Genomic DNA, 23,885 nt, shown 5'->3' on the forward strand with positions numbered 1-23,885 from the left:
TCATTATACACGCTTTTTAATAAGAAATAGGCTTGTTCACAAAAAAGTCGTCTTCCTAGAAAAATAAGGAAGACGACTTTTGATTAAAAGATTAAGTGTAATAAGTAGTAAAATAATGCAGCTAAAGAAGCTGAAATAGGAAGTGTAATAACCCATGTAATTAACATGCGTTTTGCAGTTCCCCATTTTACACCTTTCACACGATGTGAAGCACCAACCCCTAAAATAGAAGAAGAGATAACGTGCGTTGTACTAACCGGTAAGTGAATGAATGTTGCGCCGAAAATAACAAGTGATGATGATAAATCAGCAGCTACACCATTTACAGGACGAATTTTCATAATTTGTCCACCGACAGTTTTAATGATTTTCCATCCACCGACAGAAGTACCAAGACCCATTGCGATTGCACAACATAATTGTACCCAGAACGGGATGTCGTCAGAAGTATGATAGTTATTGGCCATAAGAGCCATCGTAATGATTCCCATTGCTTTTTGTGCATCATTCGTACCATGTGTGTAAGCTTGTAATGCTGCAGTGAAAATCTGGAATATACGGAAGTTCTTGTTCGTTTTCGTTAAGTTAAAGTTTTTAAAGACCACTTTAAAAATACTATATACGATGTAACCAATAACAAAGGCGATAATCGGTGAAATGATTAAAGCTTCAAGAATTTTTATAAACCCTTTATAGTTTAATGAGCTAATACCAGCAGCAGCAATTGCTGCACCTGCGATTGCGCCAATAATTGCATGAGAAGAACTACTTGGAATACCATAGTACCAAGTAATCAAATTCCAAGCTATTGCCGCAAGTAAAGCAGCTAAAATTACAAGAGAACCATTTGGCAAGGCAAACGGGTCAACGATATCTTTTGTAATAGTTTTTGCTACACCTGTAAATGTCATCGCACCTAAAAAGTTCATAATAGCTGCCATAATAATTGCATGTCTAGGCTTTAGAGCTTTCGTTGAAACAGCCGTTGCAATAGCGTTTGCTGTATCGTGAAATCCATTGATAAAGTCAAAAGCTAAAGCGCAAATGACTACTAAAACGGTCAGTATCAAGAGTGTATCCATGATCAAACTCCTTACGCGTTCTTCATAATGATTGTTTCTAATACGTTTGCAACGCTTTGACAGCTATCAGCTACTTCTTCAAGCTCTTCGTAAATCTCTTTAAATTGAATAATCTTAATCGGATCTTTCTCACGAGAGAATAGATGCTTAATCGCATGACGGCGAATATCATCACATTGTGACTCGTAATCCTTAATCTTAATCGCATTTGTACGAATATCGACTAATTTCTTTTTAGACAGTAGTTCAACAGAATTTGCAATCTCAATTGCACATTGATTAATTGCTTCAACGAATTTAATCATGTATTCATCAGCTTCTGTAATAGAATACATTTCGAATAGACCAGCACTGTGATCTAATCCGTCTAATACATCATCCATACTCATTGCAAGCTGTAGGATGTCTTCACGTTCAATAGGAGTAATAAACGCTTTGTTTAGCTCCATAATGATTTCGTGAATGAATGAGTCACCTTTTGACTCATACTCTTTCATGCGCATAGAAAACTCTTTTAAATCGCTAGCATTTTTAATTTTATACTCCACGAAAAACTGCGCGCCTTCTTTTAAATTTTCGGAAACATTCATTAGCATTTCAGAAAATTTATCTTTCTTTGATTTAAAGACCATTATTGTTACCCCCACAAAAGTAATATATGTAAAATATATTGGCTAATCAATTCTAACAAAAAACTGTCGTTTTTTAAAACATTTTATCGAAAAGTTTACAAAAACTTAACATAACTCACATTGTTGTATTAATAATATTAATACTGAATAGTGAATATCTTACTTGTAGAATGTCCTTTTCTTGTGAAAAGTATGAATGTGAAAGAAAAGCTTTACACTATAGGAATGACTACGTTATTATAATAAATTTAAAAGGAGGTATATTCTTCCTTTTAAAAAAAGAGTGTAAACAAATGAAGGAAGTGAACGAATGAAATTGAAGAACACTCACTTTAAAAAAATGCTTGAGTGGTTCAATAAGAGGAAGAAACTACGCAATTCATTAATTGTATTGGGAAGTTTACTTGCTACTCTATTTATTGTTGTAAATATAATAATTTCCATTCAAGATATATCTGAATTAAAACAAGCTGTTCCACAACCAACTTTAATTTATGATGCAAATAATGAAGTTGCGACTAAATTAGCTTCTTCTAAAACAGAAGGAGTTAAAAGGAAAGATATTCCTGATATTATGGTTCAAGCAATTGTTGCAGTAGAAGATAAGGAATTTTTTAGTCATCATGGTATTTACTATAGTGGAATCATAAGTGCTGTATTTAAGAACATTACAGCTGGTGAAGTTGTGGCAGGTGGTAGTACAATTACACAACAACTTGCAAAAAATGTATTTTTGACACAAGATCGCACATACTCACGTAAAATAAAGGAATACTTTTTAACAAAAAAAATAGAGCGTACTTATTCAAAAGATGAAATTATAGAAATGTATATGAATCAAATTTATTTTGGTGAAGGTGCTTGGGGGATAAAAAGAGCAGCTAAATCGTATTTTGATAAAGAGGTAAAAGACTTAACAATTTCAGAAGCTGCAACGATTGCAGGATTAATTAAAGCGCCATCTGCATATTCGCCGTATAAAAACTTTAATAAATCAATTGAAAGACGTAATGTCGTATTAGGTTTAATGAAGGAGCAAGGGTATATTTCTGAAGAACAATATAGTCAGGAGAAAGAATCAGGTCTTGTATTACGACGTGGTGTTGACGATAAATATAAGGGGAAATATTCTCAATACGTAGATTATATTGTTAGAGAAGCGATGGACAAGTATGAATTAACACAAAATGAAATTTTAGCAGGTGGTTATCGTATTTATACGGAACTTGACCCGAAAAAACAACAAGCGGTTGAAGATGTTGTGAATAATGATAGTTATTTTAAAGGTAGTGGTTCAGATCAGCTTATGCAAACTGGAGTGGTCCTTATGAATCCAAAAACTGGCGGTGTTCCGGCTTTAGTTGGAGGTAGAGGTCCTTATCAATTTTTACAGTTTAATCATGCAACACAATTAAAAAGACAGCCAGGTTCAACGTTAAAGCCTCTTGCAGTGTATGTACCAGCGTTAGAGCAAGGGTATGAAGTATACGATGTCTTAAAAGATGAACCGTTTAATATTAAAGAATATGCACCACAAAATAGTGATCATACGTTCCATGGTAATGTAACGATGTATGAAGCAGTGGCAAAGTCATACAATGTTTCAGCAGTTTGGCTATTAGAGCAAATTGGATTAGATAAAGGATTGAAATCTTTAGAGCGGTTTGGTATTCCATTAGATCCTGAAGACCGTACGTATCCGATTGCTTTAGGGGGTATGCATGTAGGAACTTCACCATTTGTAATGGCTCAAGCGTATAGCGCATTTGCAAATGATGGTGTCCAAGTAGAAGCTCATGCCATTAGAGAAATCCAAAATGCTGAAGGGGAAACAATTGGAAAATGGTATAAGAAAGAAACTCGTGTGACGAATGAGAAAGTTGCCCAAAAGATGACATACTTATTAAAAGGTGTTATTGAAAGGGGAACAGGTGAAAAAGCGAAAGTTAATAATATCGATACCGCAGGCAAGACAGGGACTACCCAGCTTGTAAATGGACCAAGCACTGGTGCGAAGGATTCGTGGTTTGTTGGATACACACCGGATTTAGTAGGTGCGATTTGGGTAGGGTATGATAAAACGGATAGTGAGCATTATGTGCCAGGAGGCAGCCAAATTACAACGACAATGTTCCGGGACATTATGAAGAAAGCGAATGGAAATCCAACTCAAAAGGCATTTCAGTTATCACTAATACCTGAGGCGGATTATACAAAACAATTAAAAACGATTGAGGAAGAAAAACGAAGGAAAGAAGAAGAGAGAAAACGAAAAGAAGAGGAAGAACAAAGAAAAGAACAGCAAAATGAATGGATAGATAAAGTAAAAGAGTGGATTCCATTTTGGTAAAAAAAGAGGCGAATAACGAGTTCGCCTCTTTTTTATGAGAAATGAGTGATTTTATCTCGATTCAAAATGTGGAAACAGAAAAGAAGTTAGGTGAGAATGGAGCTGCCTATAAAAATTTGATTGGTTTAACTTAATAATAAGTGGGGATGGGAAAAGCGCCACTTATTAAAGCTTCAGTTTATTTATTTAGCGTAACATTGGTCCTGCCGAAGGATTGAGAATCAAACGTGACGGTTATTATTCCTTTACTAATAGGTTCATATGGTAATTCCTCTTCGAAACTTCCAGTATTTTCATTATGGATAGAGAGTGTTATTTCATCAACGTCTTTATTTTTATATTGATCTTTAATCGTTTCAGCGATTTGAAGTAGGTTTTCATAACTAGAAGCTTCTGTAATAAGCATTCCTTTTATAACTTTTTTTTCATTTTGTGTGGAAGAGGAATACGGGATGTTGTTTTGTTTTGTATACAGAAGTTCGTATGGAATTGTTTTTCTTTCTGCTTTTGAAACATTTGAATATTTTAGAGTTAAAAGAAACCCTATACATAAAATTATGCAAACCATAAGAACAAACCAAAAACGTGTCAGTGATATAATTCTCATTATCATCCCTCTTTCATGTCTTTGTCTTCACTATTTATCATACAAAAAGAGGATTAAGCTAGAGTAAATTTGAAGTAAAGAAACGTAAAGAAGGAGCACTTATCCTCCAAAATAAGTGCTCCTTTTTATTAAAAGAGAGATTTAACATGCAATCAAAATAATACAAATTACTATAAATTAAACATTCTTTGTCTTTCAAAAATAAGATAAAAACTAAAAGTTAGTAAATTCGGAAGACTGATAGTGTAGCTGTTGTGTCACCAGTGTTAGGGATGGAAATAGTATTTACTGTAGGTTGTACAGAGATTGTTGTACCAGCTGTTAAAGTAATAATTGTGGAGAAAGAAACCGCACTACCGATAACGTTAGTTGAAAAATTACGAGTAGGTGGTTGACCGTTGAATGAAATACCGAATCCAAACGGTGAAGAACCCGGGAAGGTTGTAGATGCTGAGAAACTAATATCGTATACTCCTGTTTCTAAAATAGTTAAAGTATCTGAAGTGTCATTAAAAGAGAGATTATTTAGTTCGAAAACTTGATTGAATTGGATATTTGTTCCAGGTGATATAGTTTGTGGATTAGAATTTCCTATTGCTGCTATAGTTACAGGGAGTGGTGTGCCCGACGGTCCAGTAGCGCCACGAAGTCCTTGAGGTCCAGTAGCACCGGTAGCACCAGTAACGCCACGAAGTCCTTGAGGTCCAGTAGCGCCGGTAGCACCAGTAGGACCACGAAGTCCTTGAGGTCCAGTAGCGCCGGTAGCACCAGTAGGACCACGAAGTCCTTGAGGTCCAGTAGCGCCGGTAGCACCAGTAACGCCACGAAGTCCTTGAGGTCCAGTAGCGCCGGTAGCACCAGTAGCACCTCCACCAAGGCAACCAGAGCCATATTTAACTAAAATGGTTTGGATTTCTATAATCAGCTTAACAAGTTTGTCGATAGTACAGCAATTAACTTTAAATAACTTAGCGATATACAGTAAAAAATTAAGCAGGCTTTGCAGTTCAACGTATAATGCTCCGCACGAGAAAGGTTTTGTTTTTAGAATAGTTAATAGGTTAGTAATAATAGAAGTTCCGATTTTTTCTTGTGCAGGTGATAAGTCTAAACATTTGAGGGATTTTTGTAGATTATCTAGGGTAGCTATAAGTTTATCAATATTACTTTGAGAAGGATTTTGGAATATATCTTTAATATTTTGTCCAAGAGCTTGAAGGATTTTAATAAATTCTTTAAGTTCAGATTTAGAGATGTTAATAAAACTACAAGCCCGGACTTCGCAACAATCGTTACCGAAGAATACTTTCCCTTTATTATTATTGTTCATCTTTTCATTCCTTTCTTTTATAGAATAAATAGTCTCAATATAATAAAATGAAAATAAAACTAAATTCGTGATGGACAAACTACTATTTCAAAAAAAATAAGGGTTTTACCTACTTACTTAGTAAGGGGAATTAAAGAGATTGAAGGATTTCTATCTAGCAAAAGGCTGATTAGTTGGGGTTAATAAGCAGTAGGAGATGCAAAAAACGCTGATTAAAGTTTCATTTTATATAGTTTTTTAGGAAAATGATGAGTTAAACAAAAACAGTGGGGGCAGTTTTTAACTGCCCCCACTGTTTTTGTTTATCGACACTTCAATTATCTCTTTTGGGCAACAATGGGATAGATATTGTAAAAGTTGTCCCACTGTGATCACTAGTAACTTTTAATGTGCCATTATGATTTTGAATAATTTTCTTCGTTACTGATAATCCCAGTCCCGTTCCTGAGTCTTTTGTAGAGAAAAACGGATCAAATATATATTCTTGAATAGCTGGAGGAATGCCGGTTCCATTATCTTTGAAAGTAATACGAACAAAATTATCTAAGCGATAACTAGTAATTTGAATAGAAAGAGGTTCTTCACCTTGAGCGTCGACAGCATTTTGAAATAAATTTAAAAAAACTTGCACGAGTTCATGGCGATCAATATTGACGAGTACACCATCTAATTCGGTAGAAAAATCATAGTCAATAGAAATGTTGTGCAAAAAAACTTCACTAGCAAGTAGTTGTTGAATATACTCACGTAAAAACGTATTGATTGGAAAATGTTCTCTAGTAAATTCACGCGTTTTTGAAATAGCTAAAAATTTTGTAATAATACTATTGGCACGATCTAATTCAGGGATGAGTAGACTTTTAAACAATTCTTTATTGGATGGAGAAACGCTATCTTGTAGAAATTGCAAGTACCCACGTACCGTTGTAAGGGGATTTCGTACTTCATGTGCAATCCCAGCTGCAATTCGCCCAGCTAGGGAAAACTTTTCGGCATCACGTTCTGTATTTAAATAATGAAATACACTAATAACTCGAAAAATCTCCCCATTATAATCACGAATAATACGGTTATTTACGATGCCATAGTTTTTGTCTAACACTTCCTCATTATATATTTCGGTTCCCGTTTTTAACGTTTCAATAGCTTTAATTTGTTCTTCAGGTAAGTTTAGTAATTGTTGAATTGGTTTTCCAATTATAGAATTTCGTATTACACCAAAATCATCTGCTGCAGCTTGATTACATAATGTAATGTTGCCTTTATTATCAATAAAAGTGACGTGATGCGAGAATGCATCGAAAATATGAACAAAATGTTTTTCTAGTTGTTCAAATAAAAATAGTGAATCGCAAGTAAGCTGAAAGGTAGGCTCTTTATCTTTTTGTTGTATGTGTTGAATAGAATGAGATGTTCTCGTTTTTTTTATTTGCAAACCAATATGTGGATTTTTATATGTGAAATGATGTGGTAATTGATTTACAAGTTCTTCATATAACCGTACTTTATTTTCCAATTCTTTTATTCGATTTTCATGAGATAAAATAATATCGTCTTGAAGCATAAATAAATAACTCCTCAATTTAAAAATTCTTCCATCTAGTATATCATATTTTTATACGGATACTCTTAAAGGAAGAGCGACTTTATGAAAGTGATCGGATGGTATTTTTGTGAAGTAATATAGAATGAGTGTAAGCTGAAGTTGGGAAGGGAGGAATTCATTTGTTTTTTATTGGAGTGACGGGATGGGGAGATCATGATTCTTTATATAGTAATCCCTATGAAAATAGAAATAAATTGCGAACTTATAGTGAACATTTTCCCATTGTGGAAGTAGATAGTTCATTTTATGCGATACAACCTGCGCGGAATTATACAAAATGGGCGATGGAAACGCCGAAAGATTTTTCTTTTATAGTAAAAGCTTATCAAGGAATGACAGGACATATGAAAGGGGAAATCCCTTTTTCTACGTTCGATGAGATGTTTGATGTGTATAAACAATCAATTCTTCCTTTAATAGAAGCGAATAAATTAAAAATGATTTTATTTCAATATCCACCATGGTTCGATTGTAAAGTGAAAAATGTAGATTTACTTCGGTACACGAAAGAAAAAATGGAAGATTTCCCATGTGCAATAGAATTTCGAAATCAAACATGGTTTTATCCAGAAATGAGAGATAAGACGTTACAATTTTTAGAACAAGAAAAATGGATTCATACAATTTGCGATGAGCCTCAGGCAGGAATAGGATCAGTACCGCTTGTATTAGAGGCAACAAATTCAGACATGGCGTTAATACGTTTTCATGGCCGGAATGTTCATGGATGGCTTGACAAAGGAGAAAATTGGAGAGCGGTTCGTTGTTTATATCGCTACAATAATAATGAGTTGAAAGAATGGGTAAACCGATTAGAGCAATTGAAAAAAAAGACTAAGGACATATACGTTTTGTTTAACAATAATTCGGGTGGGGATGCGGCGGACAATGCGAAACAGTTGATGGAAATGGCGAATATTACATATGGCGAGCCGAAACCAGAGCAATTAAATTTATTTGAATAAATACAAACAAGAAAAGCACTGTACAAACAGGGGGAATGTATAATGCTTTTCTATATGAAAAAGAGGGGTAACAATGTTACTGAGCGTTTGGTTGATTCATCAATTGTTGGCTTCATAATAAATGATAATGGTTATCATTATCATAGTCAATAGTTTTTCGGAAAATAAATAAAAAACTTTTGATATTTTGAAAATAAATAAAAAAAGAACAGCGATTACTGCTGTTCTTTTCCATTGACGAATTGTTGTAAATCAAAAGGAGTTATCGCTTGGATAAATTCCTTTGAGATAAGTGTTTGAACAAGAGTGCTTTCAGAAATTGTAGCACCTGTTTTCTTTTCATAAGATTTCTTTAATAAATCAAGTTTTTCAGCCGTTTCTTTCGGTAATTCAATTGTTAATGTGTTCATAATTTCTCCCCCTTACTATTAGAGTACCACTACAGTATAGGAGAGACAAGAAAAGAGAATATGAAACATAAAAAAGGTTACCAAATTTACAAATGGTAACCTTTTTTATGTATAAGAGTTATTAAGCAATACCGATATACTTTAAAGTTTTTGATGGAGTACTGTGATCAAAGAAGTGTTGTAAAAATGCAATATCAACACCTGATTTGTATGCACAATAGCCCCAAGTTTTTCGAAGTGTATGTGAGCTAATCCCTTCTAATCCAACTTCTTTTGCAGCTTTGTTTAAAATGTACCATGCATGTTGTCTCGTAATAGACTTTGTTCCTTTTTGAGACTTTAATAATGGTTCATTACGTTTCCAAGTTTTACGTTCTTTCATGTAGTCTTCGATTGCGTGCTGTAAGTCTTCATTTACAGCAAACCATTTATGTTTCTTTACTTTTTCATTGTAAAATAAAATGGAATGGCGAACATTTTCATTTTCATCGATTACATCACTAACTTTTAATTGTAAGATTTCACTTACTTTTAAGCCAGAATTTACAGCTAATACGAATAATAAGCCATCACGTTTCGAAGATTGTAAAAGTATATTTTTGATAGTTTCTAATTGTTTTTCGTTTTGAATAGGTTGTCCTGCTTGTTTCATTTCACGCACTCTCCTCTTTTATATGTGTAAAGGAAAGGATTAACTTGTTTCTTACTATAAAGGGAGAGTGTGAATTTCATGTGAACTCCTAGTGAAATTAAGACAAATTATTTGACTTCTTTCACTTTTTGTAAATTAAAATAAAATACAACGCTATTAGTGGTATTATACACACCGTACTCGGCGTGATGGAGATCTAAAATGTTTTTTACAATGGATAACCCAAGGCCAGTACCTCCAGTATGACGGCTACGAGAAGCGTCTAAACGGTAGAAGCGATCCCAAATTTTTTCAAGGCTTTCCTCTGGAATAGGATTGCCTGTGTTTTCAATTTCGATTTTCACTGTATCTTCCGTTTCTACAACAGAGACGTGTATTTTTTCACCATCTGGAGTATATCGAATTGCATTGCTAAGCAAGTTCACAACTACTTGCTCAATACGGCTACGATTTGCTTTAACAAATAGAGAAGAGTCAGCATGGATGTCCACTTGTAAATGTTTTTCCTCCATACTAAATAATAATTTTGTATAGATTTGTTGAATTAATTCACCGATTGAGAATGTCGACATTTCTAGTTTGTACGTACCAGATTCTAGTTTTGCTAATTCTAACATTTCAACAATGAGCCTGTTCATATTATCTGTCTCTTCCAAAATAACATTTGTATAATATGTCGTATCTTTACTTACGCCATCTTGAATACCTTCAGCGAAGCTACGAATAACACTAAGTGGTGTTTTTAATTCGTGAGATACACCAGAAATGAATTCTTTTCTCGTTTTTTCTAATTGACGTTCGCGTTCAATATCTTGTTGTAATTTTGTATTGGCAACATTTAATCGGTCGATGCGATCTTTTAAATTTACAGAGAGTGTATTAATACTACTTGATAACCCGCCAATTTCATCGTCTGCTGTAACAGGTAACTTCTCGCTAAAATCAAAGTTGGCCATTTTTTTTGTAACGCGATTTATCTTAATTAATGGTTTAACAATGATTTTTGAGTAGTAGAAGGATAACAAAATAATAACGAGAAACACGATAATTAAGGCATAGACATAATAATCTTTTAAAACGAGCATCGCTTCATTAACAGGTTGTAAAGATGCTATCGCAAAAGCGTACTCCTTAATTTCTCCGTTTTCCATAATAGGCTTTACAAAGACACTGTTTTTTATATTTTCCCCACTATCTAAAATATACGTGTTTAATTGATTTGAATTAGAAGTACCTTGTCTAATAGTTCTTGCAAAATATTGAACAGCTTGTAATGTTTCAAAATCCTTTGCAAGACGAACCTCAGTCTTGGAAGGAAGCTGTAATTTAGATATTACCCCAGTAAAATGGATTGGAGAACCAGTATTATCATATCGATTTTTAAGTTTATTTTTAGATGGATTACCACTAATGGATTGAAAATCTGAATTGAATTGTTCATTTTCCCATCTAGTATTATTAGTTATTAATTCTTGAGGTGTTATTATATTATTCGGTTGGAGTAGTCCGTCTACATAAATTATTCCATCTTTTTTTAATCCTAAGTTTGCGAATTTATTATATTCTTCTGGTGTTAAAAGATTGTTAAGGGGGATGGAATAGGTTTTGTTATTGTTAGGGTTAATCACATCAATGTAAAAACTGTTTTCACTTTTAATAATTCCGTTAGAATCTAAAAATTGGATTTCGGCATTTGTTTTATCATGAAATTCTTGTTTTAATTTTCTAGTTTCCTCAAATCCTTGGTCACTTTTTTCGTAATTATCTACGAATTTTTCAAAAGCCGTTTGAACGGTTTTTACTTTCTTATTAATATAGAACTTCTCTAAAAATAGAGATTGTCCAAGGAAAAAAAGGAGAAATATGATTGTAAATAAAGTTGATGTTAATAAAAATAGTTTAAAGACGATGCTTCTGTTCTTCACTGTTTCACCTCGTATGAAAAATACTGTAATATAAATGATTTCTTAATTATAACAAAGGTTACAAAAAAGTAGAGGGGATAAATCTGTCTCTCTCTAAAGTAGTTTTTTATAGAAAGTCACATAAAGAGAAGGTGCAGTGACTGTCGAAGTATTGTAGCATAAAAAAGAACTCGCCAGACGTATGACAAGTTCTTTAGTGTGCTATTGCTGAATTGCTGCATCTAAAGCGATTTCAATCATTTCGTTAAATGTAGTTTGACGCTCTTCAGATGTTGTTTCTTCACCAGTGAAGATATGGTCGCTTACTGTTAATACAGATAATGCATTTACACCATATTTAGCTGCTAATGTGTAAAGAGCAGTCGTTTCCATCTCTACTGCTAATACACCGTAATCTCCAAGTTTTTTAACCATGTCCATGCTCTCACGATAAAATACATCTGCTGTTAATACGTTACCAACACGAACGTGTAAACCTTTTTCTGTTCCAGCATCGTAAGCTTTCTTTAAAAGATCAAAGTTTGCAGCAGGAGCAAAATCAAAACCTGGGAATGTTAAGCGGTTCATATTAGAATCTGTACAAGCCGTCATCGCAATAATAATGTCACGTACCTTAACATCTTTTTGAATTGCACCACATGTCCCAACACGAATTAAATTTTTCACTCCGTAGCTTTGAATTAATTCGTTTACATAAATAGAAATAGAAGGAACACCCATACCTGTACCTTGAACAGATACACGCTTTCCTTTATAAGTTCCAGTGAAACCTAACATGCCACGCACGTTGTTATAACAAGTAACATCCTCTAAAAATGTTTCAGCAATATATTTTGCACGTAATGGATCACCAGGTAATAGAATAGATTCAGCAATTTCGCCTTGTTTTGCTTCAATATGTACACTCATGAAAAATCCTCCTTATAATGTATTGATAGAAATCAATATCATTTGCATTATACACTACGACTCCTTTCAATTAAAATCTTTTTTATTTGTAATATGTGCAAAAGAGGAGGATTTCATAAATCATAATCTAGAATATATATTTAAGAGGTTTTGTATGGATAAAGACAATAAAAATGGTAGGTGATATTTTGAAAAATCTTGTCATTGGGCTTATTGCACTAGTACTTATTGTGGCAGGAGGATTTTACATAAAAAAATATCAAGAAACTGTAGAAACGACCGGAGATGTTCAAGAAGTGAAATGGGATGTGAAGAATAAAAAGGGAAATGAAAAAGTCGATATTTCGTTTCAATTGCTAAATAAAATGAATAATGAAGTTCGTGGTGTGAACGATCAAATTCGAGCAGTGATAGTGGATGGGAATTTGAAAAACATACAACAAACGAAGCCTATATTTGCTGGAAATGGATCGTATAAGCTATCTTCAGATGTAGCAAAAGGTGAAGAGTACACGATATTTTTGTATGAAGATGAAAACAAGTCCGTGGAATCATTTGCTAAGAAAGATTTTGGTGAAGAAAAAAAGGAGAAAAACAAGGACAAGAATAAAAAGAAACTACCTGTCGATACTGTACTTACAAAAAATATAGGAGAGCATCAAGTGTCTCTTTTATTTGGTGCATTACATCCGAATGAGGCAACGACATTAACATTTCAGTTTCAAGCGAAAAAGGGAGGAAAGCTGAAATTAAATTCAGGGAGAGGTGAAGTCAACGCTCTATATATCGTTGATGAAACGAGGAAACATTTTTTATATGCGATTCCTGTTGATATGGATGAACAATTACAATATCGTATTACCTTTCCAGAAGAAGGAACATATAAAATATGGGGGGATTTCTATATAAATGGTAAGAAGTATGAAAAGGAGTTTAGTATACAAGTGCAAAAACGAAAAAACAGCTAAGTACTTAGCTGTTTTTTCGTTTTCCTATTAATTTTGTTACAGAGAGCATTGTAATTGGTAAAGAATGATTCTTTCGAAATGCTAAATATTTTCCACTCCATGCAGGTTTGTATTTTTCTTTAAAATGTCGTAAACCGCTAAAGCTATATGTGTAACGAACGTTATTAAATATTGCAGCAGCAACTCGTTCAGACCAGAACGATTGCGTTGATAAACCGACATTTGAGAGTGGTGCCATACCAATATTAAAGGAATGGTATTCATTTTCTTTTGCCCAGTGGAATAAGTGGATAAAAATTGCATCCATAATTCCGCTAGGTGCATCTGGATAATAACGCATTAAATCAACAGATAATATGCCACTTTGATATACTGGCATAAAGGTTGTGAATGCAATGATTTTTCCTTCTGCATCAGATAATGTAGCGATAGGGGCACGACTAATATATTCACGATCGAAGTACCCAAGTGAAAATCCCTTCTCTTTTTTTCCGCCGAGCCAAGCATCAGACACTTTCTTTAATTCCTCGTATAATTCGTCTGAGAATGGTGGCTTATGAATAGAGAATGTATAACCTTCTCGTTCAAAACGGTTGAAAGTAGCTCGCATACCAGCACGTTTTTTTCCTGTTATTGTAAACGTATTTAAATCAACGACAGCCTCTTCGCCAAGTTTAAAGAAGTTGTAGCCGAAATCGTGGTATAAGCTCATCCATTTGCTTTCAATTTGATAGAATACGCAAATATATCCAAATCGATCTGCTTCAGCTAAAAACTCTTGTAACACAGTGCGGTAGGAGGATGGATCACCAATTGGATCACCTAGTACAACAAGACGTTTTCCAGTAATTGAAAAGAGAAGAAGTGCTTTTCCGTCACTACTGAAGAAGAACTGTTTATCTCCTAAAAAACCTAAATGACTAAGTACGTTCCCACCATGTTCATCTAAGAAGTTTTCTAACCTTTTATCATTTGCTGGTTGCCCGGGAAATTGACTACGGTAACGATTGGCAATTAGTGAACCGATAAGTAAAAAAGTAGGAACGAAAAAGGCTGCTGCTAATGCACTTCGTTTAACTTGTGTAATATTTCGAACGACAAAATCAGGTTGGAACGCTTCTTTTGCCCCCGCAAATAAAATACCTAAGTTTTTATATAAATATAACGTAAGTAATAAGAAGATAAACACTTTTACGATGTCAGAAAGAGAGACTTCCATTTTCTCGCGTACAAATCTTTTACGAAGCATATACAACACAGCAAGTACGATTAATAAAATAAAGGTTTCTTCAATATCAATTCCTTTTAGGGTATTAAAAATTGCTGCTCCAATTAAAGAAACAATCGTCATATAGTAAGAACGCTTTGTTCCATAATATATTCCTCGCGAAAGAATCAGGAGGAGAATACCGAATGTTAATGATAAGCTAAAAGAAAATTGAATAAGGTGCTTTGGAGCTAAAATATGTAAGGCGTGAGCTCGATTTATACTAGTAGGTAAAATTGTTGATAGAATAACCATTAAGCCAGCGAATACGGTTAAAGCGGCGGATGCCCATGAACCTAATTTCCCTAAAAAATCACGTTGTAAAGTCCAAATTACACCAGTTGTTTCTAATGCAGGTGCAATAAATGGTTTATCTTCAATTTTTTTTATGGCCGCTCCTGTCATTTCAAATGCTGCAAAAATGAGACCAAGGCAGAATGGTAAGATGTAATAGACAAGTCGATATAATAACATAGCGGGTAGTAATACGCCTGTATCAACTCCGTATTGTCCTAGTCCGGTTAAGAAAACAAGATCAAATGAACCAAGGCCACCAGGGACAAGACTTACGACACCAGCTAAAGCAGCAATTACATAAACACCTAAAAACTTTTGAAATTCGATATCAATTCCAAACAATATTAAAATGACGTACATAACGATACCAGCAGATACCCACTCGACTAATGAAACTAATGAATATAAAACAGTTGGATTTTTCTCTTCTTCTTCAGTCTCTTGTCCGTCTAGCTGTTTTGTTTTTCTATTTTTAATTTTAGAAAACCCAATATATATAGGAACGAAAAGAGCAAAGAAGATAAGAACAGGCCATAACCACGGTTTTTCGTGCAGAATAAAACTAGTGTCTAATATCCCAATAAGGCCGAGGAATGACAGAATGGCTAATCCGTTAATAAAAGCAGTTGTCATCCAAGCAATGCTTTTAATAAGTTTCCCATTCTCTTTTATATGTGGACGATAGAGCATTGTACGTACACCGGCACCAACAAGACCACCAAAACCGATAAATCCATTTAAAGTGTTTGCAATCCATGAGATGCGGAAAATCTTTTGTACAGGTATATCTGCTTTTAAGTAACGAAGCATAACAAAGTCATAAAAGAACATTGTTGAAACGGCAAATGCACCGAGTGTAATCGCTAAAAATACCCCACCAGTTGGAATGTTTTTAATTGTTTCAATTGCTTCTAAAAAAGAAATGCCTGCTAATTCCTTTTTAGCTTGAAAGAAAACAATTGTTAAGACAACAAATGGGAAGATTATTTTCCCGATTTGTAAGAAACGTTTCCATGAAAACGACATAAATACAACTCTCCTTGTGTAAGAAAACTGAGACAATAATATTATTATGACAAACTTCAAGAAAAATAAAAAGGTAAATTCCTGTATAGGGAAGCTATTTTTTATATAGGTTATATTTAAAAGAATATTTTGTTTATCAGAAAATTAAGTTAAGATAAGATGAAAGAAGGAAGAGAGGGGAAGTAGATGATTATAATAGGTTATGCAGGATATGAGTTAGAAAAAGCAAAACCGAATACATCAGAAGATTTTTTCAATAGATCTGAAGTGACATATATATTAAATAATCAAGAGAAAACCTTTTCTGTCTTATATGTTCGATATTTTGAAGAAATTTTACAAGAAATTATCCCTTTTGAAGGAAATCCAGTTTATAAAGTAGAAGAACAAGACGTATATTTACGAGATATTGTAGCGATTGCTTGTTTAGTGAACAATAAAGAGCTACGTGCGCAGAAACGCTTGTATCTCAATGAAGTAACAGACTTTCAACGATACTTTGACGAGGGAACAGTGGTGAAAGTACAAGAAATATTAGCTGAATTACATAAAAATAAAAGAGTAGAAATAGCGTAAAACGGCAAAGGAGAGAGAAGCCATGTCTAATTTGATGGTTGAAAATCAAACAGAACAAGTTTCTATATTTTTAGAAGATGTAATTTCCTTGATAACTAATTATGTGAATTATCATACGTTACCTTCTTTATTGGAGGAGACACCAACAGGAAACGAGCAATATTATAAAGGTATATTAGCATCAATAAGAAGACTTCTTGTTTTTTGTGAAGAAGGACTTGATGCATGTTTTGTTTTGTTGAATGGCCAACCATTTCGAAAGACCGCAGCTGAAAAAGTTTTATATAAGATTTACCATCAAGTAATTGCAGAGTTTTTTTCGCCAAAGAATGATCATTGGTATGAAAATAGTCGTTCTGCTTATACAGGGAAAAATTCTATTGTTTTTCAGCAAATCCCTCCTGGATCTATAGAACGAGTGATGAAGGAGTTAGAAGGGAAATTTCAATTGATGCGTGAAGAACTAGAATATTATGAGACAGATTACCAAACAAAAATGTTGCACAAATATTAATTAAGGAAAAGAAGCTAAGGACACTTAGCTTCTTTTCCTTTTGTCCAGTTATATAAGGGATTTTAATTGAATATAGTTAAAGTGGATAGCATCAAGGAGGTGTGACATGAGTCAGCAAGGTGTATTTACAGATTACTTTCATGAAGTAGAAAGCTGGTGTGAAAGTGTTCTTCAAGTATTAGATAGCCGTGCAATGGAAGTGTATGATGTCCATATGCTTGCTTATAAAATTCAAACGTTATTAGAGCGTATGAAAGAGCATGAATACGACACAGATGCCGAGTTTATGTATGAAATAAGTGATGATGTAGAACATATTCAACACCATTTACAGGAAGTGTTTATGCAAGAAGGAGAGGAATATGAACTATGTGAAAGAGGGGATAGCGAACGAGCTGTTCCGATTGGGGGGCATACCCTTCCGCCATTACCTTATCCATATAATGCGCTAGAACCGTACATTTCACGAGAAATTATGATGTTACACCATGATAAACATCATCGTAGTTACGTGGAAGGATTAAATAAAGCAGAGAAGATGATGGAAGAAGCGAGAAAAACAAATCAATTTGATTTAATTAAGCATTGGGAAAGAGAAGCGGCTTTTCATGGATCAGGTCATTACTTACACACGATATTTTGGAATAACATGAAAAAAGATGGTGGTGGAAGTCCGAGAGGGGCTTTTTCACAACAAATTGAGCAAGATTTCGGAAGTTTTTTACGTTTTCAAAAGCATTTCACAGAAGCAGCTTCTAAAGTGGAAGGTTCAGGATGGGCGATTCTTGTATGGGTACCCCGTTCAGGAAGGTTAGAAATTTTACAAAGCACGCTTCATCAATTGTTTACACAGTGGGATACGATACCACTCCTTGTACTGGATGTATGGGAACATGCGTATTATTTACAATATCAAAATCGAAAAGATGAATATATTAAAAATTGGTGGAATGTTGTAAATTGGCCAGATGTAGAAAAGAGATTTGAAAGTGCGAAACAAATTGAATGGACACCGTATTAGACGCATATCCCATGCGTCTTTTTTAGTGGAGGTGGAAGGAAGATTTCGTTCATATTTTAAAAGGGCAAGCATACACTTGTACAAAAAGTGCCAAAAGGACGTGGGGGGGAAATATGAGACGAATTTGTATAATAATTACGCTAATTATAATGTACGCAAGCGTTATGCCGATTCCTGCATATGCAAAAATGAACGGTGGTGTCAGTGCTCGTAACGCAGTCTTAATGGAACAACAATCCGGTCGTGTGCTATATGGAAAATTAGAACATGAGCCACAAAAAATTGCTAGTATAACAAAAATTATGACAGCATTGTTAGCTGCTGAATCAGGAAAAATGAAAGAGTTAGTATCGGTTAGTAATGAAGCGGTACGAGTAGAAGGATCGGCAATTTATTTAAAACCTGGACAAAAAGTGAAGTTAGAAGATTTAGTTTACGGATTAATGCTTAGATCTGGTAATGATGCAGCACAAGTAATTGCTGAAAATGTGGGAGGGAGTATAGAAGGATTCGTATATTTAATGAATGAAAAGGCGAAAGAAATCGGAATGAAAGATACGCACTTCTCAAACCCGCATGGATTGGATGGGGATGGGTCGCATTATTCATCGGCTTATGACATGGCATTATTAACGAAATATGCAATGGGGAACGAGACCTTTAAGAAAATTTTTGGAACAAAAACGTATAAATCAGATTCTTGGGATTATCCGTGGAAAAATAAACATAAGCTTGTGACATCTTATTATGAATTTGCAACAGGGGGAAAGACAGGTTTTACGAAGAAAGCAGGACGGACGCTTGTCACAACAGCTTCAAAAGATGGACTAGATTTAATTGTCGTAACTTTGAGCGCTTCTAGTGACTGGGATGATCATATGAATTTGTTTGATAAAGGCTTTGAACGCTATAAGCAAACGAAAGTTTTAGGACAAGGCGCACTCGCTGAAATAAATGAAAAGAAATATGCCAACCATGTTTATACGAAAAATAGTTTTTCTGCACCTTTAACTGAAGAGGAAAGAAAGAATGTGTTATTGAAAGTTGAGCTCGATAAAAGTGCAAAACTTACGGATGGAGTAAAGATTGGGAAGACAGAAATTTATGTAGGGAACGAGAAGGTTGGAGAACGAAATTTGTTTTACAGTAAACGAAAGTTAGTAGCTACAACGGGAATGTATTGGAATAACGTAAAAGAAATCTTCTCTTACATGATAGGTGTTGGGATAGATGGTTAATCTCGTATGGGCAGCGATGGCAGTTATAGGGATTGTATATGCCATGATAAATGGAACGATGGAAGAAGTGACCAAAGCAGTGTTTGAAGGGTCAAAAGATGCTGTAACGATTTGTATTGGACTTATTAGTGTTTTAGTATTTTGGCTCGGTTTAATGAAAATTGCTGAGGAAGCTGGATTGTTAAAGAAGTTAGTATCACTTTTTATGCCGATAGTAAAAAGATTATTTCCAGAAATACCGAAGGATCACCCGTCAATGGGATTCATTTTATCAAATATGATGGCGAACTTTTTTGGGTTAGGTAATGCAGCAACACCTTTAGGTATTAAAGCAATGGAACAACTGAAAGAGTTAAATGGTGGAAAGGATTCAGCAAGTCGTTCTATGGTGACGTTTCTAGCATTAAATACTTCAGCAATTACATTAATTCCGACTACTGTCATTTCGATTCGAATGACTTATGAATCAGCAAACCCTACTGAAATCGTTGGCGTAACATTTATAGCACAAGTGTTATCGATGATTGGAGCGATTTGGATTGACCGCTATTTTTACCGGAGAAGGAGTAGAAAGGGGCGGAAAAAATGAGTATTGTAAATACAATTTCATTATGGGTAATTCCTTGTGTAATTGGTTTTATCCTTTTGTATGGCACGATAAAGAAAGTTCCAACGTATGAATCGTTCGTTGAGGGCGGAAAAGAAGGGATTCAAATTGCGGTTTCCATTTTGCCGTTTATGGTTGGAATGCTTGTATCTATTTCTATTTTCCGGGCATCAGGTGCTTTAGATGCGATGATATCGGTAATGAAGCCGATGTTAGACCTTATTCATGTACCAGCCGAAATCGTTCCACTTGCACTTATACGTCCGATTTCGGGATCTGCTGGTTTAAGTATTACGACCGATTTAATCGCTACATATGGGCCAGACTCGTTTATTGGTAGGTTAGCTTCAACGATGCAAGGTAGCACAGATACGACTTTTTATATATTAACAGTATACTTTGGGGCTGTCGGTATTAGAAAAATGGGAGATGCATTAAAGGTAGGACTTTTTGCAGATTTAATCGGAATTATTTGTTCGATTGTGTTTGTTTCCCTATTGTTTCGGTAATGCTATTCATTTTTTGTGCTATTTCGCTTATAATACGTATACGACCACTATTAACGTGTAGTTTAATAGTGGTTTTTTTATGCGGTATTTTTGACAAAATGGTGAACTTTTATCGTGGACAACATGAAAAAGTGTAAATAATAATAAAGGGTGAAAACGTGATATAGCCTTTATACGTTTATTATCATTGCTATGTTGTTAAAGATAGGCGAAGTAAATGGCATAAAGCTTAGGCGGTTGCCAAGTCTTTCTAATGTAAGGTAAGATAAATTTGAGGTGAAAAAAAGAAATGGAACGATTACAAAAAGTGATTGCGCAAGCAGGTATTGCATCGAGAAGAAAGGCTGAGGAATTAATTCAGCAAGGGAAAGTGAAAGTTAATGGGAAAATAGTGAAGGAGTTAGGAACAAAAGTAACTCCTCAAGATAAAGTGGAAGTAAATAACATCCCTCTTGAAAAAGAAGAACCTGTTTATTTTTTACTATATAAACCAACTGGTGTAATTTCAAGTGTATCAGATGATAAAGGAAGAAATGTTGTAACAGACTTTTTCCCTGAAATTAGACAACGTTTATTCCCAATCGGACGCTTAGATTATGATACGTCTGGCGTATTATTGATGACAAATGATGGTGAATTTGCAAATGTATTAATGCATCCGAGATATAAAGTTGAAAAAACGTATGTTGCGAAAATTAAAGGGCCATTAACAGGTGAGAAAATTCGCATGTTAGAACGAGGTGTTGCATTAGAAGATGGGAAAACAGCACCAGCACAAGTGAAAATTATTTCTTGGGACAAGCGTAAAGAGATGGCGATTGTACAATTAACGATTCATGAAGGACGTAACCGTCAAGTACGCCGCATGTTTGAAGCGTTAGATTGTAAAGTAATGAAATTAAAACGTGAACGTTATGCCTTTTTAGAAGTGGGTAGCTTGCGTCCTGGTGATGCAAGAGAATTGACACCACATGAGGTGAAACAATTACGTGCATTGGCTTCTACAAAGCCTCGCTAATCTATATTGTGAAACTTTCACCAGTGGAATGCTCCGCTGGTGATTTATTAAAAAATACATATATTTATCACTCGTCGAAGAGAGGGGAGACAACATGAAAAAAAATCGCTTATTATTTCGTGTTATCATTTTGCTCATTTTAAGCGGTGCGGTAGGGTTTACGCTATATCAAGGATTTTTTACTGATAAAGAGAAAATGCAAATTGGAAAAGAAGCACCTAACTTTGTTGTAACTGATTTAGAAGGAAAGAATATTGAATTAAAAGATTTAAAGGGAAAAGGTGTATTTTTAAATTTTTGGGGAACTTGGTGTAAACCTTGTGAAAAAGAAATGCCTTATATGAATGAGTTATACCCGAAATATAAAGAAAAAGGCGTTGAAATTATTGCCTTAGATGCAGATGAAACGGATATCGCAGTGAAAAACTTTGTGAAACAATATGATTTGAAATTCCCAGTTGCAATTGATAAAGGGCAAAAGATCATAGGTACATATGGAGTAGGCCCATTACCAACAACCTTTTTAATTGATAAAGAAGGCAAAGTAGTAGAGCAAATTATAGGTGAGCAAACGAAGGAACAATTGGAAGAGTACTTAAAGAAAATTACTCCATAATTAAGAAAGCCTTTACATAAGAGGTGCTTACGTATAGCACCTTCGTTTTAAAGATTCTGAGTATTGCGGTAACTCTAAGCTGAAATATACAATAGTACATATAGATAAAAGGGCGGTGAGAGCTTTGAAAGAGATTAAGTGTGAATGTGGACATGTTAATCCGATAGGAACCATTTTTTGTGAAGCATGTGGGAAACCATTTGAAAGTAATGAAAATATGAAATTATTGGATATGAGATATGAGGGGAGTGCCCGGAGATCTCTCACACATACAAAAACGATAGTCGATAAAATTTGGAGTTTTTTCTCTTCTGTAAAAGTAGGGGTATGGTTAATTGTAATAACTTTAGCTGCATCGGCAATAGGAACTATCTTTCCCCAAGAAATGTACATAACTCCAGGAATCGAACCAGCTGAATATTATAAAACCGAGTATGGATTTTTAGGACAATTATACTATCAATTAGGATTTAATAATTTATATGGATCATGGTGGTACATGATTTTAATTGCTTCCATTGGTATTTCACTTGTTATATGCAGTTTAGACCGTGTCATTCCTCTTTATAAAGCTTTAAAAAAACAAGGGGTGAAAAGACACCCAAGTTTTTTAAAAAGACAGAGAGTGCACGGGACTGGTACGCCGCATGAAGGTGACTTAGAACGAGTTCAAATTAATTTAAAGAAACGTAATTATAATGTGAAAGTGGAAGACGGGAACGTTTTAGCGGAAAAGGGACGTTTTTCCCGTTGGGGTCCATATGTAAACCATATTGGTCTTATTATCTTTCTATTCGGTGCAATGCTACGTTTTTTACCGAGTATGTATGTAGATGAAGCACTTTGGTTACGTGACGGTGAAACGAAAGAAATACCAGGAACAGATGGTCAATACTATTTGAAAAACGAAAAGTTTATCAAGGAAGTTTATGATAAGAGTAAGGATAAAGAAGTTTTTGATGAAGCAATTGATCGTGTTGGTGATAAAATGATTGCGAAAAACTTCCAAACAAATGCTGTATTATATAAAGCGGTAGGAGAAAATATAGCAGGTCAAAAACCAAAATTAGAAAAGGTAAAAGAAGCTGAAATTCGAGTGAATGAGCCACTGAAATTTGATCAATTTGCTGTTTATCAAGTGGATTACAAAGAAAGTGAATTTAAAAGCATGTCTTTCCATTTGCAAAACAAAGAAAATAATCAAAAGTGGGGACCGATTAAAGTAGATTTAGCGAATCCTACAGAAAAATATGATTTAGGAAATGGGTATTCTCTAGAACTATTAAGCTATTTTCCTGATTTTTATTTTGATGAGAATGGAAGGCCGAATACGAAAACGAAATTACCGAATAATCCTGCATTCGTCTTTAAAATGTTTACCCCGGAAACACCAGATGGTGAAGTTAGTTTCGTCGGTATTCAGCAAAACATAGAGCCTGACGGGAATAATAAATATAAAATGTCATTTGCAGGTGTGGAAATGCAAAATGCAACAGCTCTTACAGTAAGAAAAGATTTGACGCTTTGGATTCTCGGTATTGGAGGATTTATATTTATGGTTGGTGTGATTCAAGGTATGTATTGGAACCATCGCCGTATTTGGATACAACGTGTTAATGATGAATGGTGGGTTGCAGGCCATACGAATAAAAATTGGTTCGGCTTAAAGAAAGATATTGAAAGAGTACTAGAAGGAACAGCGATTCCACAACCACACGATAAAATAAATGATAAAAAAACTAGTTAAGGTGGGGAAACGA

Annotated in this window: 22 protein-coding genes; 12 read left to right on the forward strand and 10 right to left on the reverse strand. The window is 34.5% G+C overall.

The window, feature by feature from the left end:
* Positions 1-83: 83 nt before the first annotated feature.
* Positions 84-1,082, reverse strand: a complete 999-nt coding sequence (locus EXW56_RS07320) for an inorganic phosphate transporter (protein ID WP_002201172.1) — start codon at positions 1,080-1,082, stop codon at positions 84-86.
* An 11-nt stretch (positions 1,083-1,093) separates the two neighbouring features.
* A complete protein-coding gene (locus EXW56_RS07325; protein WP_000231445.1) occupies positions 1,094-1,714 on the reverse strand; it encodes a DUF47 domain-containing protein in 621 nt (206 codons plus the stop codon).
* 310 nt (positions 1,715-2,024) lie between these two features.
* Between EXW56_RS07325 and EXW56_RS07330 the strand changes: the two genes are divergently transcribed.
* Positions 2,025-4,064, forward strand: a complete 2,040-nt coding sequence (locus EXW56_RS07330) for a transglycosylase domain-containing protein (protein ID WP_215597336.1) — start codon at positions 2,025-2,027, stop codon at positions 4,062-4,064.
* 178 nt (positions 4,065-4,242) lie between these two features.
* On the opposite strand, the gene EXW56_RS07335 is transcribed toward EXW56_RS07330, so the two are convergent.
* The 3 genes from EXW56_RS07335 to EXW56_RS07345 form a co-directional block, all read right to left on the reverse strand.
* On the reverse strand, positions 4,243-4,671 hold the full coding sequence (locus EXW56_RS07335) for a hypothetical protein (RefSeq protein WP_002158629.1): 429 nt from the start codon (positions 4,669-4,671) through the stop codon (positions 4,243-4,245).
* A gap of 220 nt (positions 4,672-4,891) precedes the next feature.
* Positions 4,892-6,001 (reverse strand): Gly-Xaa-Xaa repeat protein, encoded by a 1,110-nt coding sequence (locus EXW56_RS07340; RefSeq protein WP_215597337.1) that lies wholly within the window; start codon positions 5,999-6,001, stop codon positions 4,892-4,894.
* A gap of 313 nt (positions 6,002-6,314) precedes the next feature.
* The gene (locus EXW56_RS07345; RefSeq protein ID WP_002201168.1) at positions 6,315-7,565 is read right to left on the reverse strand and encodes a PAS domain-containing sensor histidine kinase; all 1,251 of its coding nucleotides are present in this window, start codon (positions 7,563-7,565) and stop codon (positions 6,315-6,317) included.
* A 161-nt stretch (positions 7,566-7,726) separates the two neighbouring features.
* On the opposite strand from EXW56_RS07345, the gene EXW56_RS07350 reads away from it, so the two are divergent.
* Positions 7,727-8,572: a DUF72 domain-containing protein gene (locus tag EXW56_RS07350; RefSeq protein WP_002201167.1), complete on the forward strand. Its 846-nt coding sequence runs from the start codon at positions 7,727-7,729 to the stop codon at positions 8,570-8,572.
* Positions 8,573-8,787: 215 nt separating this feature from the next.
* Here EXW56_RS07350 and EXW56_RS07355 read toward each other — a convergent pair whose 3' ends face one another.
* The 4 genes from EXW56_RS07355 to deoD all read right to left on the reverse strand — a co-directional run bounded on the left by EXW56_RS07355 (position 8,788) and on the right by deoD (position 12,468).
* Positions 8,788-8,982: a DUF3924 family protein gene (locus EXW56_RS07355; protein WP_002149425.1), complete on the reverse strand. Its 195-nt coding sequence runs from the start codon at positions 8,980-8,982 to the stop codon at positions 8,788-8,790.
* Positions 8,983-9,103: 121 nt separating this feature from the next.
* Positions 9,104-9,634 carry a tyrosine-type recombinase/integrase gene (locus EXW56_RS07360; RefSeq protein WP_000806236.1) on the reverse strand — a complete coding sequence of 177 codons (531 nt, stop codon included), beginning with the start codon at positions 9,632-9,634 and terminating at the stop codon, positions 9,104-9,106.
* Between the two features lie 107 nt (positions 9,635-9,741).
* Complete coding sequence (locus EXW56_RS07365) at positions 9,742-11,559, reverse strand: sensor histidine kinase (RefSeq protein WP_002201166.1); 1,818 nt, start codon at positions 11,557-11,559, stop codon at positions 9,742-9,744.
* A 201-nt stretch (positions 11,560-11,760) separates the two neighbouring features.
* On the reverse strand, positions 11,761-12,468 hold the full coding sequence (gene deoD, locus EXW56_RS07370; RefSeq protein ID WP_002158622.1) for a purine-nucleoside phosphorylase: 708 nt from the start codon (positions 12,466-12,468) through the stop codon (positions 11,761-11,763).
* Between the two features lie 173 nt (positions 12,469-12,641).
* On the opposite strand from deoD, the gene EXW56_RS07375 reads away from it, so the two are divergent.
* Entirely contained in the window at positions 12,642-13,436 is a 795-nt protein-coding gene (locus tag EXW56_RS07375; RefSeq protein ID WP_002201165.1) for a hypothetical protein, read from the forward strand.
* A gap of 4 nt (positions 13,437-13,440) precedes the next feature.
* Here the strand turns inward: EXW56_RS07375 and mprF are convergent, their stop codons facing one another.
* Positions 13,441-16,026: a bifunctional lysylphosphatidylglycerol flippase/synthetase MprF gene (mprF, locus tag EXW56_RS07380; RefSeq protein WP_002201164.1), complete on the reverse strand. Its 2,586-nt coding sequence runs from the start codon at positions 16,024-16,026 to the stop codon at positions 13,441-13,443.
* 186 nt (positions 16,027-16,212) lie between these two features.
* Here mprF and EXW56_RS07385 point away from each other — a divergent pair, with 186 nt between their 5' ends.
* The 9 genes from EXW56_RS07385 to resB all read left to right on the forward strand — a co-directional run bounded on the left by EXW56_RS07385 (position 16,213) and on the right by resB (position 23,872).
* Positions 16,213-16,602 (forward strand): hypothetical protein, encoded by a 390-nt coding sequence (locus EXW56_RS07385; RefSeq protein WP_002158619.1) that lies wholly within the window; start codon positions 16,213-16,215, stop codon positions 16,600-16,602.
* A gap of 22 nt (positions 16,603-16,624) precedes the next feature.
* Positions 16,625-17,116: a YpuI family protein gene (locus EXW56_RS07390; RefSeq protein ID WP_002158618.1), complete on the forward strand. Its 492-nt coding sequence runs from the start codon at positions 16,625-16,627 to the stop codon at positions 17,114-17,116.
* Between the two features lie 106 nt (positions 17,117-17,222).
* A complete protein-coding gene (locus tag EXW56_RS07395) occupies positions 17,223-18,137 on the forward strand; it encodes a superoxide dismutase (protein ID WP_002030730.1) in 915 nt (304 codons plus the stop codon).
* Between the two features lie 113 nt (positions 18,138-18,250).
* On the forward strand, positions 18,251-19,375 hold the full coding sequence (locus tag EXW56_RS07400) for a D-alanyl-D-alanine carboxypeptidase family protein (protein ID WP_002201162.1): 1,125 nt from the start codon (positions 18,251-18,253) through the stop codon (positions 19,373-19,375).
* Positions 19,368-19,964, forward strand: coding sequence for a spore maturation protein SpmA (gene spmA, locus EXW56_RS07405; RefSeq protein ID WP_002086662.1), 597 nt, complete (start codon positions 19,368-19,370; stop codon positions 19,962-19,964). The genes EXW56_RS07400 and spmA overlap by 8 nt, the downstream gene beginning before the upstream one ends.
* Positions 19,961-20,491 (forward strand): spore maturation protein SpmB, encoded by a 531-nt coding sequence (spmB, locus tag EXW56_RS07410; RefSeq protein WP_002201161.1) that lies wholly within the window; start codon positions 19,961-19,963, stop codon positions 20,489-20,491. Before spmA ends, spmB begins: the two co-directional genes overlap by 4 nt.
* 289 nt (positions 20,492-20,780) lie before the next feature.
* Positions 20,781-21,509: a 23S rRNA pseudouridine(2605) synthase RluB gene (gene rluB / locus EXW56_RS07415; protein ID WP_002201160.1), complete on the forward strand. Its 729-nt coding sequence runs from the start codon at positions 20,781-20,783 to the stop codon at positions 21,507-21,509.
* A gap of 94 nt (positions 21,510-21,603) precedes the next feature.
* Positions 21,604-22,125 carry a thiol-disulfide oxidoreductase ResA gene (resA, locus tag EXW56_RS07420; protein ID WP_002064495.1) on the forward strand — a complete coding sequence of 174 codons (522 nt, stop codon included), beginning with the start codon at positions 21,604-21,606 and terminating at the stop codon, positions 22,123-22,125.
* Positions 22,126-22,249: 124 nt separating this feature from the next.
* Complete coding sequence (gene resB, locus EXW56_RS07425; protein ID WP_215558218.1) at positions 22,250-23,872, forward strand: cytochrome c biogenesis ResB family protein; 1,623 nt, start codon at positions 22,250-22,252, stop codon at positions 23,870-23,872.
* The last annotated feature ends 13 nt before the right edge of the window (positions 23,873-23,885 follow it).

The organism is Bacillus mycoides (genome assembly GCF_018742245.1).
Classification (GTDB): Bacteria; Bacillota; Bacilli; order Bacillales; family Bacillaceae_G; genus Bacillus_A; species Bacillus_A cereus_U.

Excerpts from the sequence above, each read along its gene's own strand:
- EXW56_RS07320 (WP_002201172.1), bottom strand. The coding sequence starts at position 1,082 with ATGGATACACTCTTGATACTGACCGTTTTAGTAGTCATTTGCGCTTTA.
- EXW56_RS07325 (WP_000231445.1), bottom strand. The coding sequence starts at position 1,714 with ATGGTCTTTAAATCAAAGAAAGATAAATTTTCTGAAATGCTAATGAAT.
- EXW56_RS07330 (WP_215597336.1), top strand. The coding sequence starts at position 2,025 with ATGAAATTGAAGAACACTCACTTTAAAAAAATGCTTGAGTGGTTCAAT.
- EXW56_RS07335 (WP_002158629.1), bottom strand. The coding sequence starts at position 4,671 with ATGAGAATTATATCACTGACACGTTTTTGGTTTGTTCTTATGGTTTGC.
- EXW56_RS07340 (WP_215597337.1), bottom strand. The coding sequence starts at position 6,001 with ATGAACAATAATAATAAAGGGAAAGTATTCTTCGGTAACGATTGTTGC.
- EXW56_RS07345 (WP_002201168.1), bottom strand. The coding sequence starts at position 7,565 with ATGCTTCAAGACGATATTATTTTATCTCATGAAAATCGAATAAAAGAA.
- EXW56_RS07355 (WP_002149425.1), bottom strand. The coding sequence starts at position 8,982 with ATGAACACATTAACAATTGAATTACCGAAAGAAACGGCTGAAAAACTT.
- EXW56_RS07360 (WP_000806236.1), bottom strand. The coding sequence starts at position 9,634 with ATGAAACAAGCAGGACAACCTATTCAAAACGAAAAACAATTAGAAACT.
- deoD (WP_002158622.1), bottom strand. The coding sequence starts at position 12,468 with ATGAGTGTACATATTGAAGCAAAACAAGGCGAAATTGCTGAATCTATT.
- EXW56_RS07375 (WP_002201165.1), top strand. The coding sequence starts at position 12,642 with ATGGTAGGTGATATTTTGAAAAATCTTGTCATTGGGCTTATTGCACTA.
- mprF (WP_002201164.1), bottom strand. The coding sequence starts at position 16,026 with ATGTCGTTTTCATGGAAACGTTTCTTACAAATCGGGAAAATAATCTTC.
- EXW56_RS07385 (WP_002158619.1), top strand. The coding sequence starts at position 16,213 with ATGATTATAATAGGTTATGCAGGATATGAGTTAGAAAAAGCAAAACCG.
- EXW56_RS07390 (WP_002158618.1), top strand. The coding sequence starts at position 16,625 with ATGTCTAATTTGATGGTTGAAAATCAAACAGAACAAGTTTCTATATTT.
- EXW56_RS07395 (WP_002030730.1), top strand. The coding sequence starts at position 17,223 with ATGAGTCAGCAAGGTGTATTTACAGATTACTTTCATGAAGTAGAAAGC.
- EXW56_RS07400 (WP_002201162.1), top strand. The coding sequence starts at position 18,251 with ATGAGACGAATTTGTATAATAATTACGCTAATTATAATGTACGCAAGC.
- spmA (WP_002086662.1), top strand. The coding sequence starts at position 19,368 with ATGGTTAATCTCGTATGGGCAGCGATGGCAGTTATAGGGATTGTATAT.
- spmB (WP_002201161.1), top strand. The coding sequence starts at position 19,961 with ATGAGTATTGTAAATACAATTTCATTATGGGTAATTCCTTGTGTAATT.
- rluB (WP_002201160.1), top strand. The coding sequence starts at position 20,781 with ATGGAACGATTACAAAAAGTGATTGCGCAAGCAGGTATTGCATCGAGA.
- resA (WP_002064495.1), top strand. The coding sequence starts at position 21,604 with ATGAAAAAAAATCGCTTATTATTTCGTGTTATCATTTTGCTCATTTTA.